Source organism: Bartonella sp. HY761 (assembly GCF_026743145.1).
Lineage (GTDB): Bacteria > Pseudomonadota > Alphaproteobacteria > Rhizobiales > Rhizobiaceae > HY038.
Genome location: NZ_CP104888.1, coordinates 20,643 through 36,387, shown reverse-complemented (window position 1 = coordinate 36,387; position 15,745 = coordinate 20,643). Strand labels below are relative to the sequence as shown.

Below are 15,745 nucleotides of genomic sequence, written 5' to 3'. Positions count from 1 at the left end.
TAGGGGCAGGACCCATTAATTTGAACGAAATGGTATGTAGGATTTTTTGCGAGAAGAAGAGCGGTTCTTCTTTCAGCAAGCAAGTTGTTTTAGCCAAAATATTTGCGCAAAAAAGCCAATAATCGCACGCGTTAAATGTTAAAAATTATAGCTAGAGCCTTTATAGGGGGAATATAATGAGCATTTTTTTTGGCAAAGGTCGGCGAAAAACCTTTGAATTATCCAATCATTATTCTTTGCAGCTCATATTTTTTATTCTTTTAGCGCATATTTTTTTAATAGTCATTAAGGCAGAGGCAAGCGAAAATATCATTTCGTTAAAGCCATCAAACCAACAAACGCAGATTAACGGTCCTAATGCATTGTTTAGTATCATGCATCTTAATGAAAGTGATACGGCGTTAAATACACAAATTTTAAGCTATAATTTGCCGTTTTTGGAAAATGTTGATCCTGCCCTACAAAATCTGGGCGATAAAGAGTGTGGTTTTTTATATGGTCGTTACTTAACCTATTGGTCTATCGGTTTAATTGAAAAGGCAAGCTATGGACGGGAAAACAGTAAAGAATTAGCCGATCTGTTACAAACGCTCATGATGCTAAATGTAATATTAATGATGCCACATCAGTGCGAGCTGCCAATGGGGTTTTATGATACGGATGATTTTGATTACTACTTAAAAACAACTAACGACATGCAAGCAACTAAATGGCTAGAAACTGCAGCGTGGCAGGGGCAAAAAAAGGCGCAAATCGCGCTTGCCAAATTTTATAGCAGATCTTTAAAGTATGAAGATAAAAAACAAGCTTTTAAATGGTGGTTAATGCTTGCCAATGCTGGTGATGACCAAGCAATTTTTAAACTTGGGCAGTTTTATGAGGATGGTGCCATTGTCCATAAAGATTTAAAGCGAGCTTATTATTACTATGAAAGAGCTGCAGATCTTGAAAATATAAAAGCTGTGGCTAAACTTGGTTCATTTTATGCAAGCGGCATTGTTGTTAAAAAAGATTTAAAAAAGGCTTTTGGCTATTATTTTGAAGCGGCAAAACAGCATGATGCAGAAAGTCAATTTTACCTATTTAAAGCCTATTGGCATGGCTATGGCGTTGAAGAAGACAAAAAAACGGCAATTCAATGGTTTTATAAAGCGGGTAGTATGGAACACCTAGGCAGCCAATGTTTACTTGGAGAAGTATTTTTTGAAGGAAATGTTTTTAAAAAAGATACAATGGAAGCCTATAGATTATGCTATATGGTGAAATTACGATCTGATCCACCACATGAAAAAACCGATGCCGTATTGAAACGCATTGCGCAAACAATGAATGATAGCGACATTAAAGCAGCACAAAAACAAGTACACGATTGCCTATCTGGTGAAATTAAAGCCTGCCCTCATTATTTATTGCCTGACAGTCCGCTTTTTGGATTTGGTTTTGCTTTTGAAAATTATTCAAATAAAAATCGCCATTAAAGTTAAAATTAAACCAGCTGCAATGCTGAGTATTATTTTAGCACCCAATCCATCAAGGAAGCGGACGAGAAAGAATTTCGCCAAAATTCTGTAGCCAATTATGGGGCGGTGACGTGCGATTTTTTTCGTTTCAATGACAGCTTAACTGCTAAAAATAAGCGCGAATGTTTCATTTAATATTATGAATAATTATTTTAAACAAATTTAGCGAAATATTGTTAGAAATAATAGCAGCATAAAATCTATCAACATAACTTATATCGCCATCTATGCCGGCGCAATCTTCGCCTTCCTACCCTTTATATCAAAATTATGTATTTTGCCCTTTATTGTGTTTGGTACTTTAAAATAAACAGTCCTCAGCGTAAGTACAAACAATAATAACATGAATATTTTAATCAACTTTTTGTTAATGGATTTTTAAACCAGCAATTGTGTAAATGCTTAAGAAGATTCTGCGCTTTTTAAGTGTTTTACAAAGGAAAATATTTATGATTTTACGTCTATCCAAAGCACTTATGGTTTGTGCTATTGCGTTTTTTACATCATTGGTAGTTTTTGGAAATGTAACTGATTACAACACCAATTTTCAATTTGTTCACCATGTTTTTATGATGGATACAATACCGCCCGAAGCATCTATTCATTACCGTGCAATTAACAGTAACTTGATCCATAATCTTGGCTATATTGGCATTATGAGCCTTGAATTTCTTACTGCCTTATTGTGCTGGATTGGCGGCATTAAAATGCTTTTATCAGTTAAGGCAAGTGCCAAAGCTTTTAAATCATCAAAAACCGTTGCCATTGCCGGTTTAACAATTGGCTTTCTGGTTTGGCAAGTAGCCTTTATGTCTGTAGGTGGTGAATGGTTTGGCATGTGGATGTCAAAACAGTGGAATGGCGTTCCCGATGCTTTCCGCTTTTTTATTACGATTATAATGGTTCTGCTTTACATTATACAGCCAGATGGTGAATTAGAAAAAGACTAAACCATCGCTAGGTTGTGTTTAAACTAAGTTTGATGTTTAATTTAGCTTATTTGATAATATTTGTCAGATAAGCTTTAATATTTTATAATTTATTGCAATAATATTATAAATAAAACCCATCAATAGCTACTTGACCGCGATATAATATTGGTCTAAAGGTGAGACATTAAATTTTTAAGGCTAAGTAGCATATCCATGAATGTTTTCTTTGTATCATAAATTTTTTCATTAAAAATCAAATGATAGTCGCGTTTGAATGTATATGCGCGCGCAAAAACAAAGAAGAACATTATGTCGTATAGCCAATCTCCAACTATGGAACAAACACGCTTGCTCGCTATTAAAGGCGATGTTGAAGCACAATTTAATTTAGGTCAATTTTACCTTACTGCCAATCAATATGCTGATAAACTTGTCGATGAATGTGCTGATGAGTTTAACCGAGATAGCTTTGAAGCATTGCATTGGTTTCAAAAAGCCGCAGATCAAGGACACGCTAAAGCGCTTTATCAATTAGGCGAATTTTATGAAAATGGCATTGCTATTAGCCAAGATTGTGATGAAGCCTTAAAATGGTTTCAACTGGCTGTTGAATTTGGTAATGTTGACGCCATGCTCAAACTTGCCAAAATTTATCTTAGCGGCATTTATAGCGATTATGGTATTGCGCAAGATTTTGGCCTTGCCCTTAGCTATTTTGAACAGGCAGCCCATCAAGGTCATCATGACGCTATTTACCAACTTGCGCTTATTTTTGAAAATGGCGTCGCAGTTGAATGCTCAATTCCAAAACATTACTCCATCAAGAAAAATGCAAAAAAAGCCTTTCATTATTGGCAAATATTAGCAAAAAATGGTGATTTAGCCGCGCAATTTAAGCTTGGGCTTTGCTATCAAAATGGTGATGGTGTTGATTTAGATTTAACCAAGGCCATCAAACTTTACAAAACTTTAGCAGATAATAATTATAGCAAAGCTATCTATCAACTTGGTCTTATTTATGAAAGCGATATATATGGCTTAAAAGACTTATTGACAGCTTTCCAATATATAAAACATGCGGCTGAACAAAATTATGCGCAAGCACAATATCATTATGGCACTTTTTACCGTGATGGTAATGTTGTTGCTCAAGACTTTAGCATTGCGGCAAAATGGTTTCGTCTCGCGGCGGCGCAAGACCATGGCGATGCTTGGGATAATGTCGGCTATTTGCATATTTATGGGCTTGGCGTTAAAAAAAGCCGGACCTATGGCTTTAAATGCTTTGAAAAAGCTGCTCAATTGGATAGCATGATGGGTTGTTATCATGTAGGGCTTAGCTATATCAATTATTGGGGCGCCCGTTATAGCCGAAAAATGGCGGCTCATTGGTTTAAAATCGCAGCTGATAAAGGTCTTGCAGAAGCTCAATATCAATTAGCGCGGTGCTATCCCTATAGCCAGTTTACGAAAGATGTTTCTATTAAAATTTTTGAATTAAATAAGGCTGCGGCTGAACAGGGATATCAGCCTGCATTTTCTTCTCTCGCTTGGGAATATAAAGAGGGGCGAGGCACAAAAAAAGATCTCGAAACCGGCTATATGTGGCACTGTGTTGATGCGGTCTTAAGCAAACGGCTTTTCTGGTATAAAGAGGATATGGAAAAAATATTTACACAAGAGCAAATAGAAAAGATCAAAAAAGCTGCACAAAGGTGCATCGATTCAGGGTTTAAAATCTGCTCGGTGCAATAATTAATAAAGGAACAAATGCAACTTAGCATTTGTTCCTATTTTAAAGCAATTTATACTATGTAATATAGCACACACGGTGGAAGAACAAAGATTGATCTTTAAGTATCAATTAGACCTTCATCATAATAAGGATATATAAGCTAAATCTATTGATAAGATTTATTCGCCGTTTCTCGATGTAACATATAGATGATAATGGTGATCATATTAGGAAGCGCATAAATCATACCGCCAATTTGGGTATTTAATGGATTGGTTTTCGCCTGCCATGCTAAATACCAGTCGCCAGCAATAACCATAAAGCCTACACCCCAAACTAGCACAGCTAAGGTGGCACCTAGTACAACGAAACTTTTACCGCTTTGCAATTTTTCATAAGGGGCATTGAAATTTTTAATCAATTTTAAAATCCCTATAAGCCCCAAAATGCCAGCCAGCGTTTCAACCGTTGTAATAAGGATAAGGGCTAAAATAGGCGCTACCCCCCAAGAAATTGCACGCCATGTTTGTGCAGGATTGCCATAAGTATCGCTCATCGCGAACAATGGTTTAATAGCAAATTCAGCCGTGCTTGCAAAGCCAGATGCATTATTAAGCAGTCCTAAAATCCCCCATAAGGTTGGGAAAAGGGCAAAGGCGATCAATACAAAACGGTAAGTCTTTTTCTCATCCATTATGGTTTCCTTTAAAATTTTATAAAATGCCGTGAAAACTAAGTAAACTTATAGCAATTTCGTTTTAGCAAAATAATTTTAATCATTGATCAAGAGCTTTGCCAACCTCTATTTCAATAATTTTATCATACATATAAGTTATAATATCTGCTGTTTTTGTTCTAAGCTTAATACCATCATCAATTGAATAAATTTGGAAACCATTTTCATCCTTTTTCAATGAATAGACCTCCTGCCAATCGGATTTTTGACACTTCAGCGTGAGTTCATTGCCTTTCATTTTATAAACATTACATATGTTTTCTTTAAAAATATGATATTCTAACTCAGATAGAAATCCTGATAGGCTACCATATTCAATTGCGGTATCCTCATTTGGTGGTGCAAAAAACAGCGGTTCGCCGTCAGGAAGTCTGATATAAATTGGCCCATTATTGCTATTAATAGTTAAATCCAATTTATCTTCATCATCTATAATAATATTATCATTCGATACATAATCATCATCAATCCGACTAGGCCCATAATCTGTACCAAAAGCTTGATATGTCGATGTCCCCAAAAACAAAACAAATGCTAAAAAAATTATACTTTTTTTCATCGCATATTTCCCTGTAAATTGATTTTATATTTTTTTATCCTAGCATGTTTATTGAAGTAGCTTTGACCTCTAATTTACTAAGCTTTTTAAATAATAGAGCTATAGTTAAAGCCTCACGAATGAGGCTCATCAGGGAATTTATGGCAACGCCACTCATAATAATTTCTTGCGGCATCGATAAAGATCTTACGTCGTTGTTGGTTTTTTATAATAGGCGCTATTTTAAATATTCTATCCCATAAAACAACGGCAAGCTCTTCATTACCATCATAAAGCTCTTCAAAATCAGTATCGCAAAATGTATTGATAAACATTTCTAGCACATCATATTCATTGTCGCGAACATCGCTATAGGGTTTATTGGACTTTATATCATCATTGCATAAATAGTTTAATGGATTTTGTAAGTACCAACCCACATATTGTCTATTTTTAAAAATATAACCAAAATCTTGATGAAATAAAACAACTTCACTTCCTAATAAATCTTCAGCCTTATCAAAGCCAACAAGGTATTTTTTATCCTTATTGAAATACCGCAAATGACTATAAGTAAAATATCCTAATTCATCGACTTTACTCAAAGTGCCGAAAAGCTCGGTTGACGCTAATTCGGCTTTTTCGTTAATAAATTCAACTACCGGGCGGATCGATGCGAGTTTGTTATCTTCATCAAAATAAATATCATCATAATAATCATAATAAATATCGCCATAGGTAGCATATGTTTTAGCATTGGAAATTTGGAATTTAATGCCAATACCGGTGCAAGCTATATGAAACTCTAATTTTGCATTTGGATGTACGATGTGATCAGTAATATCAACCTTGATGCCGTCGGCCACGCGATAGTCATCTAATTTTTTCATTCTGCCCTCTATTAAATATCAATTTTGCAGAAGGTTTAAAATTGTCATCTACCTTTATATTTCGCCCATTTTTGGCGCATTTTGCTCACGTGAATAAAACCACCAAAAACATGCGCCAAACATCACACCAAAGCCGGTAAACAAATAAAGATAAGGCTTGGTAGAAAGGGTCAACATATTGCCGAAAGCATAAAAATTTAAAATGCCGATGATGATGCCATAAATCAGCGTTAGATGGAAATTTAAAGGTAAAAACTTGCGTTGCAATAAATAAAGCGGAGTGACAACGACGACAAAAAGGGTAATGTTGTAAACAGATAAAGCAATAATTCCTGCAAGGATTATTAAAAAATACATTTCATCAACGTGGCTAAATCCGCCCCAATGAATAATATCTAACACCGAAAAACCAAAAATAACCGCGCCTGCAACAATAAGAAAACTAAAATAATATGTTAAAAAGAACCGTTTCATGATGAAAATCCATTTATCGCATTAAACAATATTATAATTTGATAGACTTTAAAATATAATATATTTTTACTTTATAGAATTAAAAATGAATACAGTAAACAGTTTTACAAAAGGTTTGATATGCACTTTTATTTGCTCGTGATTGGTAAAGATCTTGATAAGCAAGATATATTGGATAGTTGGTTATATCCATATCAACTTAGTGACTGCGAAGAGTTTAATAGCAACCACATCGAAGACATAGACGAAACAGCGCAAGTACTGAAAGAATATAACAGCTTAAAAGCAAATAAAACTGCAAAAACCTGTGATTGTAAAAATTTAAAAGACTATATTATAGAAAGCAGAGCTTTGCCAATTGTTGAATTAGGTGATCCTATCGACATAGAGAATGAACATTACTTTGGCCATGTAATTTTTAAAGGCGAAGAACTTATAAAGGTTATAAATAGAACCAACCCCAATGGGAAGTGGGACTTTTGGCTGCTCGGTGGCAGAATGAATGACACAATGATAAGAAAGACACCACCAATTTTACCTAAGCGAAGCCTTTGGTCAAAATGGCGACATAAGGACCAATTTGAAGACTTGAAAAATAGTGCCACGAATTGCATCCAATATAATGAAATTGATTGGATAGCCATGAAAAATAAAGCGGTACAAGTGCGGTTGCAACTTTGGCAAGATACAATAAGAGATTCATATGCGGCTTTGGGCGATATTAATAGCTTGAAAATTGATCTTGATAAAATACGATATGAAGTACTAAATAAAATCAACGACTTGCAAAAAGAATTTTTTAAAAAAAATTCACAAGCACAGTATCAAAAGCTTAAAGCCTATATTAGAGACAATGTAAATTATCCTTATCGCTTCTATATTGGGCTTTTAAATTATGTTAGCTCTTCCAGAGCTTACCCCAAAATAGATGATTGGATAAATGCTGCACCACCCTTATCCACATATGCCTTGCTTGATGAAAATGGTTGGCATGAATTAGAAGATAGCGAGTCCGATATTTTAGAAGATTATGAAAAAAAATTGCAAAAGTGGCAAGATTTTATCGATCAACGGTTAAAACGCACAAAGCCAGACGATTGGCTTGCCATCATTGATTACCATTGTTAATCAATTAGCCAGTTATACGAAGTCGCTCTTTAAAGAAGATGCACTTTAAACGCTTTTGGTGTAAAAATCTGATTTAGTTTACCTGCCCATTTTTATCACGCTTATTTTTAAAAACAATATATGCAATGCCAATAGGTGCGATAATAAAAGCTACGCTGGACAAAAAGATATTTACAATCACCCTTAAAACAAGCGCCAATACCGTCCAAATATCTAGGTCAAAATCAGATGTAAAAGCGCCAAAGAATAAATCTTCGACATAGCCCCAAACCAGTTTAGCAAATGGAAAAAGAATAAGGTTCATAAGAATGATAACCAGGATAACGATGTTAATTGCCATCGATAAAGGTCTTATGTCATTTAAATATATAGTTAAAAAAACGCAGATTACCGTCCAAATAATTGCCCAAATATAATTTCTAAGCAAATAAGTAGTATCGAAATATTTAAATATCCTAGAAACAATTTCCATATTATTACCCTTTGAACAAAACAAAATAAATCATGGCTAAATGAATACTATTTTTAGCGACAAAGGTAGGTGAAGCAACAAACATCTGTTAGATCTGAATTATTCATCTCTAAAATCCATACTATATACGCCGCGATGGCTTATTTGTACGGCTCCATAAACATATTGCAGCATATGAGAATTAGCAATTTCTATGAGGGTTGCAGCCCTAATTGATGGGCGTTTTATTTCAAAAGGTTGAGTAAGCTTGCCATTTTCAATCCCGCGCCAAAAAACACCCAAATGGTCACACCATAAAATAATATCATCATGATTTCGTTCTTTTATAAAGACAATATCGTCTTGGAACGTCTCTATTGTTTTATCAATAAAATAAAAATAAGTTTGAATTGGCATCGCTTCATCATGGGTTAGAGGGTGGAAGGGCTGGAAATTCGCTTAAATCTTCATCTTGGTAGCGATTATACAAAAATTGTGGTCTCGCCATGGATGGGTTAAAGTCATTATCATTAAGTGTGGCTGCTAATGGTTGGTTGAAACTTGCAGCAACATTATCACGAAATTGCTGATAGCAATCCTCGCGCATGTAAAGATAACCTAGCACCGGCATGATTTTAATAAAAGGCTGTGCAAAATCACATTGCTCTGGCCAATAGGCATAAGCCTCAGTTGGGTTAAACCCGTAAACCAACCGCCAAATTCGTGTTTTGTCCCAATGACGCTCTGGCATGAAAGAAAACGCTTCACCGCCAGTTTTATATTTGTAATAATAATGCATATCGCGATTAACAATCAGCATTGGCGGCGGCGCAAAAGTAGCCATCAAAGCATCATATTGTTTAAAAACTGCTTTTTCATTGATATTTTCAATATTAACGCTGCGATATAATAATGTGCCTGAAAGCATCATCAACGCAACCGCCAACAGGCTCATTTGCAGATATTTTGCAAGCGTTTTTGGCTTTGGTATTGGCTGGTCTTTGAAAAACCATATACTGATGCATATAACCAATAAGGGAAAGGCTAGGGCAATGCGTTCACCAAAATTCATTGGCTCTTGACCAAGGCTTGGTAAAAAACAAGAAAAAAGCGGTAAAAAGTGCCATAGATTACTTTTTGACGATCGCACCGCAAAGAATAGCAAACCAAGCACCAAAATACCGCAAAAGAGTAGCTCCAGCTTTATTGCAAGCGGCAAAAATGGCTCGCTTAATAAGGCAATTAACCCCAATTGAAATTGACTACTTTGAAAGCGGTAAAAATCAAATAGCCCCAAGTATAAAACACCGCTCACCAATGCAACAATGAGACCGATAGAGAGAAGAGTAACCGCAACAAGTATTTGCCATTTAAATTTAGCAATGTTACCGCCCTGCCCTGCGTGCAATTGTGCTTTGTTATTATCTTTTCTTTTGGACCAATAATAGCCGATGAGGGATAGCGAAAAAAGCCCGATATAAATGATTGCTGATTTATGGAAAAACACCGCAAGACATGAAAATCCTATAAAAACAAAAATATAGCGCGGATAGCGATACATAAAATTTGCGGCAATGACTAAAATAATCCAACTGGTAAATTGTTTAGGAAATTCAACCGCCATAAAATAAAAGCTAGGTGATAGAGTAATCCAATACAAAATAATAAGCGCTAAAGCGATGTTTTTTATAATTTTTAAAAGGAGATAAAAGGCCAGTAAAAACAACCCAAAACTAAGAGCGATATAGGTTTTCACCATCGCTTCGCCATTATTGACAAAATAAGCAAGCGGCCTCATCAGCCAAAACAGCCAACTATCATCGGGAATACGCAAGCGACCATGATCAATGAGGCTTTGCGCTTGCACTGCGTAATAATAGCCATCATAGCCATAAAAATAGCTTTGATGAAACAGAATAAGCCCCAGCTGAAGCGCAACCATAAAAATGGCTAAGCAAATAAAGCCAGTTCTACAATATTGGTTTATATTTTTGTACAAAACGGCACACGATTCACAGGGACAACAAGGTCGGTATAAATATCGGATTTTACTGCATAGACATCTTTTTTAAGTAATATTTTACGCAATTTTTCACGAAGCTCACCAATGGTTTTTGCTTCAACCACAAAGCCGTCATCAAGTAAAACACTAAGCCCCAAATCTTCACCCTCATCTTCTTCTTTATCATAGGTTGGCATAGCAACAAGGAAATTTAAAAGCTTTTTTTGCTCGCTTTCATCAAGATTTGAAAACTTTTCTATTTTAAAAAGATTTTGAAAAATTTGCGGGGCAGCGTGGGCAATTTCATCATTTCCCTTACCACTGATATAACCAACACTGCGTGAAAAAGACGTTTGATATTTTTTACCAAATAGCCTCATTTCATTTGGTTTTACAAGCTCGAAATTGCCTTCTGCAACTGTGGCGAAAGCACGATTTTTACTATCTGGCTTGAAACGCGCAGGATAAAGCACAAAGCTGCCATTACTACGCAATCGAAAGGTTGAAACATAACAATAATCTTCGCGCAAGCTATTCTCACCCAAAGTTGCCCAATCCATATCGCCAAAAAAACTACTAAATGTTTTATCGGTAAAAGCATTGTCAGTAAGTTGAGTTGCAGCTGGCATTTCTTGGCTAATAGGCAAAATAATTGCGCCCTTATTGTCAATAAAGCGCAATTCGGATAGCACAACATCTCTATAGGCCTGCCCTTTATAAACATCGGCAATTTCCAAAACAATTTGACTATTCGTAATTGGTTTTGCCAGCATAATTTTTTGCATGGCTTGTTCGTCTTTGACCGCAATTTTTTCGCCATTTAGCAAAAGAGCTTTCACACGGCTATTAGCACTAAAATGCTTATCCGATCTTTGATAGCCATTCCATATCATAACACCTGCAATATCTTGTTGATTTTTAAAGTTAAGGGCGATTTTGGTGCCAATGCCATTGCCTTTTTTACCATCTGTTGCAAAGGCCATGCTGGTGTTTGAATCAAAAAGATGGCTTGGGTGATAAGCACTATATGGTTCAAGGATTGATGTAGCATCAAACTCTATCAAAGGTGCTTCAATCGGTAAATTAACCGCCAAAGCATGCGGCTCATTATAAATTTCTTTAACTAATGAAGGTCCACCAAATGATTCTAAAATATTTTTATTGACCAGATCAATTGAGGTGACTTCCCATTTTGCTGGCGAGGTAGCATCAGTGATGCGAAAAAATACCGATTTCGCTTTATATTCAAGTTTTAACGAGCCATCTACACGATATGGTTCACGCCTTAAGACATATACGGCTTTCTCAAAATCAACTTCAAAACGTTGGACAACAAAAGAAATTGGATCCCTATCTTCACTAGTTGCATCAGCAATAGCATCATTACCATCAAGATAAGCGGTAAAGGTGAGGCCTTCGCTATTACCTTTAACCGTAATGGTGATATAATCTAATTGAAAGGGCTGCTCAAATTGAAAGCCAAAACCTTCATTAACCGCACCATCCTTGGTTTGTGGTTGCCAAGCCCCTTCACAATTTTTATCAAAAAGGCAAATAATTGATGTTGATTGCTCTGTTGCACTTGTTGGTGATGCCATTAAAATAGTGGGCACTATTTGATCTGTTGCGCTTGTTGGTGATGCCATTAAAATAGTTCGCACTATTTGATCCATATTTTCTTGCGTATATCCTAAAGTTGGTAGGAAACCAATAATGACAATAATGACAGGGCAAAGCCGAAATAGATTATTAAAAAAATACCTCATCAGCTTATGCCCCTTTTTATAATTGAATAATCAATGGATATTGGCAAAAATTTAACAGCCATAAATGCTAACTTTTATTATTAACTCTGTATCTTATATTCTTCAACAGGCGAAATAAACCACATTTTCTCAAATATTGGTTTAGATTTTTGTACAAAATGGCACGCGATCAACGGGGACAACAAGGTCGGTATAAATGTCAGATTTTACCGCATAAACTTCTTTTGTCAGCAATATTTTACGCAGTTTTTCACGCACCTCACTAATCGTTGCCGCTTCAACCACAAATCCTTGGTCAAGCGAAACAAATAGGCCAATATTAAAATCTGGTTGCTCCGCGTCAATTTTTTCAGGCTCTTCGTAAAGTGGTTCATTAATAAGCAAACTTAACAAGTCTTTTTGTTCTTTTTCGCTAAGGTCAGAAAATTTTTCAATGGTAAAAAGGCCTTGAAAAATACTTGGTGCGACTTTAATGAGCGCATTATCTTCATTTTCCTTTAAATAACCTGTCATCCGTGAAAACATGGTTTGATATTTTTTGCCAAATAATTTGAATTTATTGCGTTCAATAATTTCAAAATTACCCTCGGCCGCTATAGCAAAAGAATGCAGCCTATCAATGCCCTTAACATTTTGCGAATAAAGAGAAAAACTTCCATTGCTACGCATGCGAAATGAACCAACGTCACAAATATCAGCTTCAACCTCACCGCGCACAAAGACCATTTGACTCAAAAAACCGCTAAAACTTCTATCGACGAAATGATTGTTAGTAAGTTCTGCTAATAATGGCGTTTCTGGGCTGAGGGGCAAAATAACGGCGCCCTTATTGTCAATAAAGCGCAGTTCGGATAGCACAACATCCTTATGATCTTGCCCCTCATAAATATCGGCAATTTCCAAAACAATCTGGCTATTAGTGATTGGCTTTGCCAACATAATTTTTTGCATGGCTTGTTCGTCTTTGACCGCAATTTTCTCGCCATTTATCAAAAGAGCTTTCACGCGGCTATTTGCACTAAAATGCTTATCTGACCTTTGATAGCCATTCCATATCATCACACCCGCAATATTTTGTTGATCTTTAAAGTTAAGGACGATTTTAGTGCCAATGCCATTGCCTTTTTTACCATCTGTTGCAAAGGCGCTACCGATATTGGAATCAAAAAGATGGCTTGGTTGATAGGCCGTTTGTGGATCAAGAATTGAGGTGGCATTAAGCTCTATCAATGGTGCTTCAATCGGTAAATTAATCGCCAAAGCATGCGGCTCATTATAAATATCTTCAACTAAAGATATTTCACCGTTTATTATTTCAAAAATATTTTTATTAACAATATCGATTGAGGTAACAGTCCATTTTATTGGTGAATTACTATCGGTAATACGAAAAAATACCGATTTGGCAAAATAATCAAGCGTAAGCGGTTTATTAATGACAGAGTACGGATCGCGCCTTAAAACATAAATCGCCTTCTTGGAATCGATCTCGAAACGTTGCAAAATAATACGAATTGGATCGCTATCTTTATCTGTGTCATCAATAATAGTATCTTTACCGTCAAGATAAGCGGTAAAGGTGAGGTCTTCGCTATCACCGACAACCGTTATCATGATATAATCCAGTTGAAAGGGCTGTTCAAATTGAAAGCCAAAACCTTCATTAACCCCGCCATCCTTGGTTTGTGGTTGCCAAGCCCCATCACAATTTTTATCGAAAAGACAAATAATTGATGTTGATTGCTCTGTTGCGCTTGTTGGTGATGCCATTAAAATAGTTGGCACGATTTGATCTGTATTGTCTTGTGCAAATATACTCATTGGAAGAAAGCCAATAAGCGCCAAACAAAGACCCAATATATAATTGTAAAAACGCTTGGTCATTGCTTTGCTCTTTAATGCAATTATTCGATGATTGGATATTGCCGGGCATTTGGCAATTCAAAATGCCACCATTCACTATTAATGCCTTTAATCCCTGCTTTTTTCATCAAGCCAAACAATAGGTCACGATTTTTGCAAGCAAGACTATCGGCTTTTGGACATTTATAGTATGCGGCGGCCTTACTGGTAAAATCATCAAAAGCAGTTGGAAAAAACAATATTTTCCCATTTTCATCAGCTAAAGCCACATCAATCGCGGCGGCGCGATTATGGTTGGAACCGTTTTTTGGATTAGCAACATAACGGCGGTCGGGCATAATGTCCCACATGGCTTTTTGTACAGCAAGTGGACGAAAACAATCCAACAGAACAAGTTGCAAGTGTTGATCTTGTAAATCCTTTTTAATTGTTTCAAGCTTTTTTGCTAAATCCTTATGAACAAGGCAGGTGCTTAGACCATGCTCTTTATAAATAGCACGATGCAAAAAATTATTGTCACTCGCATAGCGCAGATCAAGCAAGTAAGGCTTGCCGTTTAATGTTATCAATTCAGCATTATCATTAAAATCTTTGCTTTGCCCAAAAGTTGAAATACTGATTAAAAAATAGATAGTTAAGCTAATTAATCCTAAAATCTGCTTCATTGAAAATCCTTTAAACTATCAACCACATCAAATACATCGGGCACATACATCATCGGCGCAATATTTTTACGATAGAGCGTCTCGCTTATTAAGCTATCGCCTTGCCATTGCTGGCGCCAAATTTCGTTAAAGCGGTAAAACTTGCCCTCACACTGCAAAAATCTATGATTTTTTTCACAAATATCATATTTTACATTAAGCGTGTCATTGACCAAAATGTCACCAATCAAATGGTTTTCATCAAGGCTAAGACGTAACTGCCAAATGTTTGGGCTATTATTGGTAAAGCGGTAATCAAGATAATTATAAAATATGGTTGCTCCACAACCAAATGGCACAAGCCGCTCATCATCGCGAAACATATCACGCGAATGGTGATGATGCTCAATAATATCTAAATTGCTATGCAATATCAGCCAGTGCAGCATATTAGCAATTTGGCAAAGACCACCGCCAATACCTGCCCTCATTGTATCACCTGACAGCTCCAAGCCTTTGCGAAAACCGCGTAGACGATGGGCATGCCCCACTAATTTATAAAATGAAAAAGTTTCACCAGGGTGAATGACAATACCATCAAGGAGCGGAATTGCCTTTTTTAAATTGGTAATCTTATTTACCTGCAACTGATGATAGTCTTCACCAAAATTACGAATGAGTTTTGATTGGTGGGAAAATACCCGATGAGGCAAACTCTCAGCTTGCCGCTTTAGCGCAAATTTTTGTCGATCTTTTCTGTTGCGCCAATATCGCAAACATCTCTGCCGCCATATGGCGACAAAAAACAATATTGGATGTTTTTGGCTTAACCTCTTGGCCACCGTTCCCCCATCGATAATTAAACCGTATAAAATGTTAAAATAATCAAATATTCTTTAAGGCTCTTCTTTATTATTTTATCAAAGATTTAGAAAAGCTCGATATTATTTTAATAAACTTATTAAAATGAAACTTTTATACAATAAAACAATTATTTAATAATTACAATAATCACTAAAGAGGAGAAAAGATGGCAAAGAATAAAGAAAGTGACAATTAAGAACAA

15 protein-coding genes are annotated in these 15,745 nt (G+C 36.0%); 4 read left to right on the top strand and 11 right to left on the bottom strand.

Annotated elements, in window-relative coordinates:
• Window positions 1-176 precede the first annotated feature (176 nt).
• From N6A79_RS14730 to N6A79_RS14720, 3 genes are all read left to right on the top strand, one after another.
• The gene (locus N6A79_RS14730; RefSeq protein ID WP_263499897.1) at window positions 177-1,478 is read left to right on the top strand and encodes a tetratricopeptide repeat protein; all 1,302 of its coding nucleotides are present in this window, start codon (window positions 177-179) and stop codon (window positions 1,476-1,478) included.
• 491 nt (window positions 1,479-1,969) lie between these two features.
• A complete protein-coding gene (locus N6A79_RS14725) occupies window positions 1,970-2,470 on the top strand; it encodes a DUF2165 family protein (protein WP_182419908.1) in 501 nt (166 codons plus the stop codon).
• 291 nt (window positions 2,471-2,761) lie between these two features.
• A complete protein-coding gene (locus N6A79_RS14720; protein ID WP_268547669.1) occupies window positions 2,762-4,207 on the top strand; it encodes an SEL1-like repeat protein in 1,446 nt (481 codons plus the stop codon).
• Between the two features lie 146 nt (window positions 4,208-4,353).
• Here the strand turns inward: N6A79_RS14720 and N6A79_RS14715 are convergent, their stop codons facing one another.
• The 4 genes from N6A79_RS14715 to N6A79_RS14700 all read right to left on the bottom strand — a co-directional run bounded on the left by N6A79_RS14715 (window position 4,354) and on the right by N6A79_RS14700 (window position 6,825).
• Window positions 4,354-4,881 carry a DUF2165 domain-containing protein gene (locus tag N6A79_RS14715; protein WP_263499895.1) on the bottom strand — a complete coding sequence of 176 codons (528 nt, stop codon included), beginning with the start codon at window positions 4,879-4,881 and terminating at the stop codon, window positions 4,354-4,356.
• An 82-nt stretch (window positions 4,882-4,963) separates the two neighbouring features.
• Window positions 4,964-5,482, bottom strand: coding sequence for a hypothetical protein (locus N6A79_RS14710; protein WP_263499894.1), 519 nt, complete (start codon window positions 5,480-5,482; stop codon window positions 4,964-4,966).
• Between the two features lie 113 nt (window positions 5,483-5,595).
• A complete protein-coding gene (locus N6A79_RS14705) occupies window positions 5,596-6,351 on the bottom strand; it encodes a hypothetical protein (RefSeq protein WP_263499893.1) in 756 nt (251 codons plus the stop codon).
• 54 nt (window positions 6,352-6,405) lie between these two features.
• Entirely contained in the window at window positions 6,406-6,825 is a 420-nt protein-coding gene (locus tag N6A79_RS14700; RefSeq protein WP_263499892.1) for a hypothetical protein, read from the bottom strand.
• Window positions 6,826-6,963: 138 nt separating this feature from the next.
• Between N6A79_RS14700 and N6A79_RS14695 the strand changes: the two genes are divergently transcribed.
• Window positions 6,964-7,953: a hypothetical protein gene (locus tag N6A79_RS14695; RefSeq protein ID WP_263499891.1), complete on the top strand. Its 990-nt coding sequence runs from the start codon at window positions 6,964-6,966 to the stop codon at window positions 7,951-7,953.
• Window positions 7,954-8,026: 73 nt separating this feature from the next.
• Here the strand turns inward: N6A79_RS14695 and N6A79_RS14690 are convergent, their stop codons facing one another.
• The 7 genes from N6A79_RS14690 to N6A79_RS14660 all read right to left on the bottom strand — a co-directional run bounded on the left by N6A79_RS14690 (window position 8,027) and on the right by N6A79_RS14660 (window position 15,455).
• Entirely contained in the window at window positions 8,027-8,425 is a 399-nt protein-coding gene (locus tag N6A79_RS14690) for a hypothetical protein (protein WP_263499890.1), read from the bottom strand.
• Between the two features lie 99 nt (window positions 8,426-8,524).
• Window positions 8,525-8,821, bottom strand: coding sequence for a hypothetical protein (locus N6A79_RS14685; RefSeq protein ID WP_263499889.1), 297 nt, complete (start codon window positions 8,819-8,821; stop codon window positions 8,525-8,527).
• Between the two features lie 7 nt (window positions 8,822-8,828).
• Window positions 8,829-10,346, bottom strand: a complete 1,518-nt coding sequence (locus N6A79_RS14680) for a hypothetical protein (protein ID WP_263499888.1) — start codon at window positions 10,344-10,346, stop codon at window positions 8,829-8,831.
• A 41-nt stretch (window positions 10,347-10,387) separates the two neighbouring features.
• Window positions 10,388-12,172, bottom strand: a complete 1,785-nt coding sequence (locus N6A79_RS14675; protein WP_263499887.1) for an NADase-type glycan-binding domain-containing protein — start codon at window positions 12,170-12,172, stop codon at window positions 10,388-10,390.
• A gap of 141 nt (window positions 12,173-12,313) precedes the next feature.
• Window positions 12,314-14,056: an NADase-type glycan-binding domain-containing protein gene (locus tag N6A79_RS14670; protein WP_263499886.1), complete on the bottom strand. Its 1,743-nt coding sequence runs from the start codon at window positions 14,054-14,056 to the stop codon at window positions 12,314-12,316.
• Window positions 14,057-14,076: 20 nt separating this feature from the next.
• Window positions 14,077-14,700, bottom strand: coding sequence for a M15 family metallopeptidase (locus N6A79_RS14665; protein WP_263499885.1), 624 nt, complete (start codon window positions 14,698-14,700; stop codon window positions 14,077-14,079).
• Entirely contained in the window at window positions 14,697-15,455 is a 759-nt protein-coding gene (locus N6A79_RS14660) for a VanW family protein (RefSeq protein ID WP_268547668.1), read from the bottom strand. Before N6A79_RS14660 ends, N6A79_RS14665 begins: the two co-directional genes overlap by 4 nt.
• Window positions 15,456-15,745: the final 290 nt, after the last annotated feature.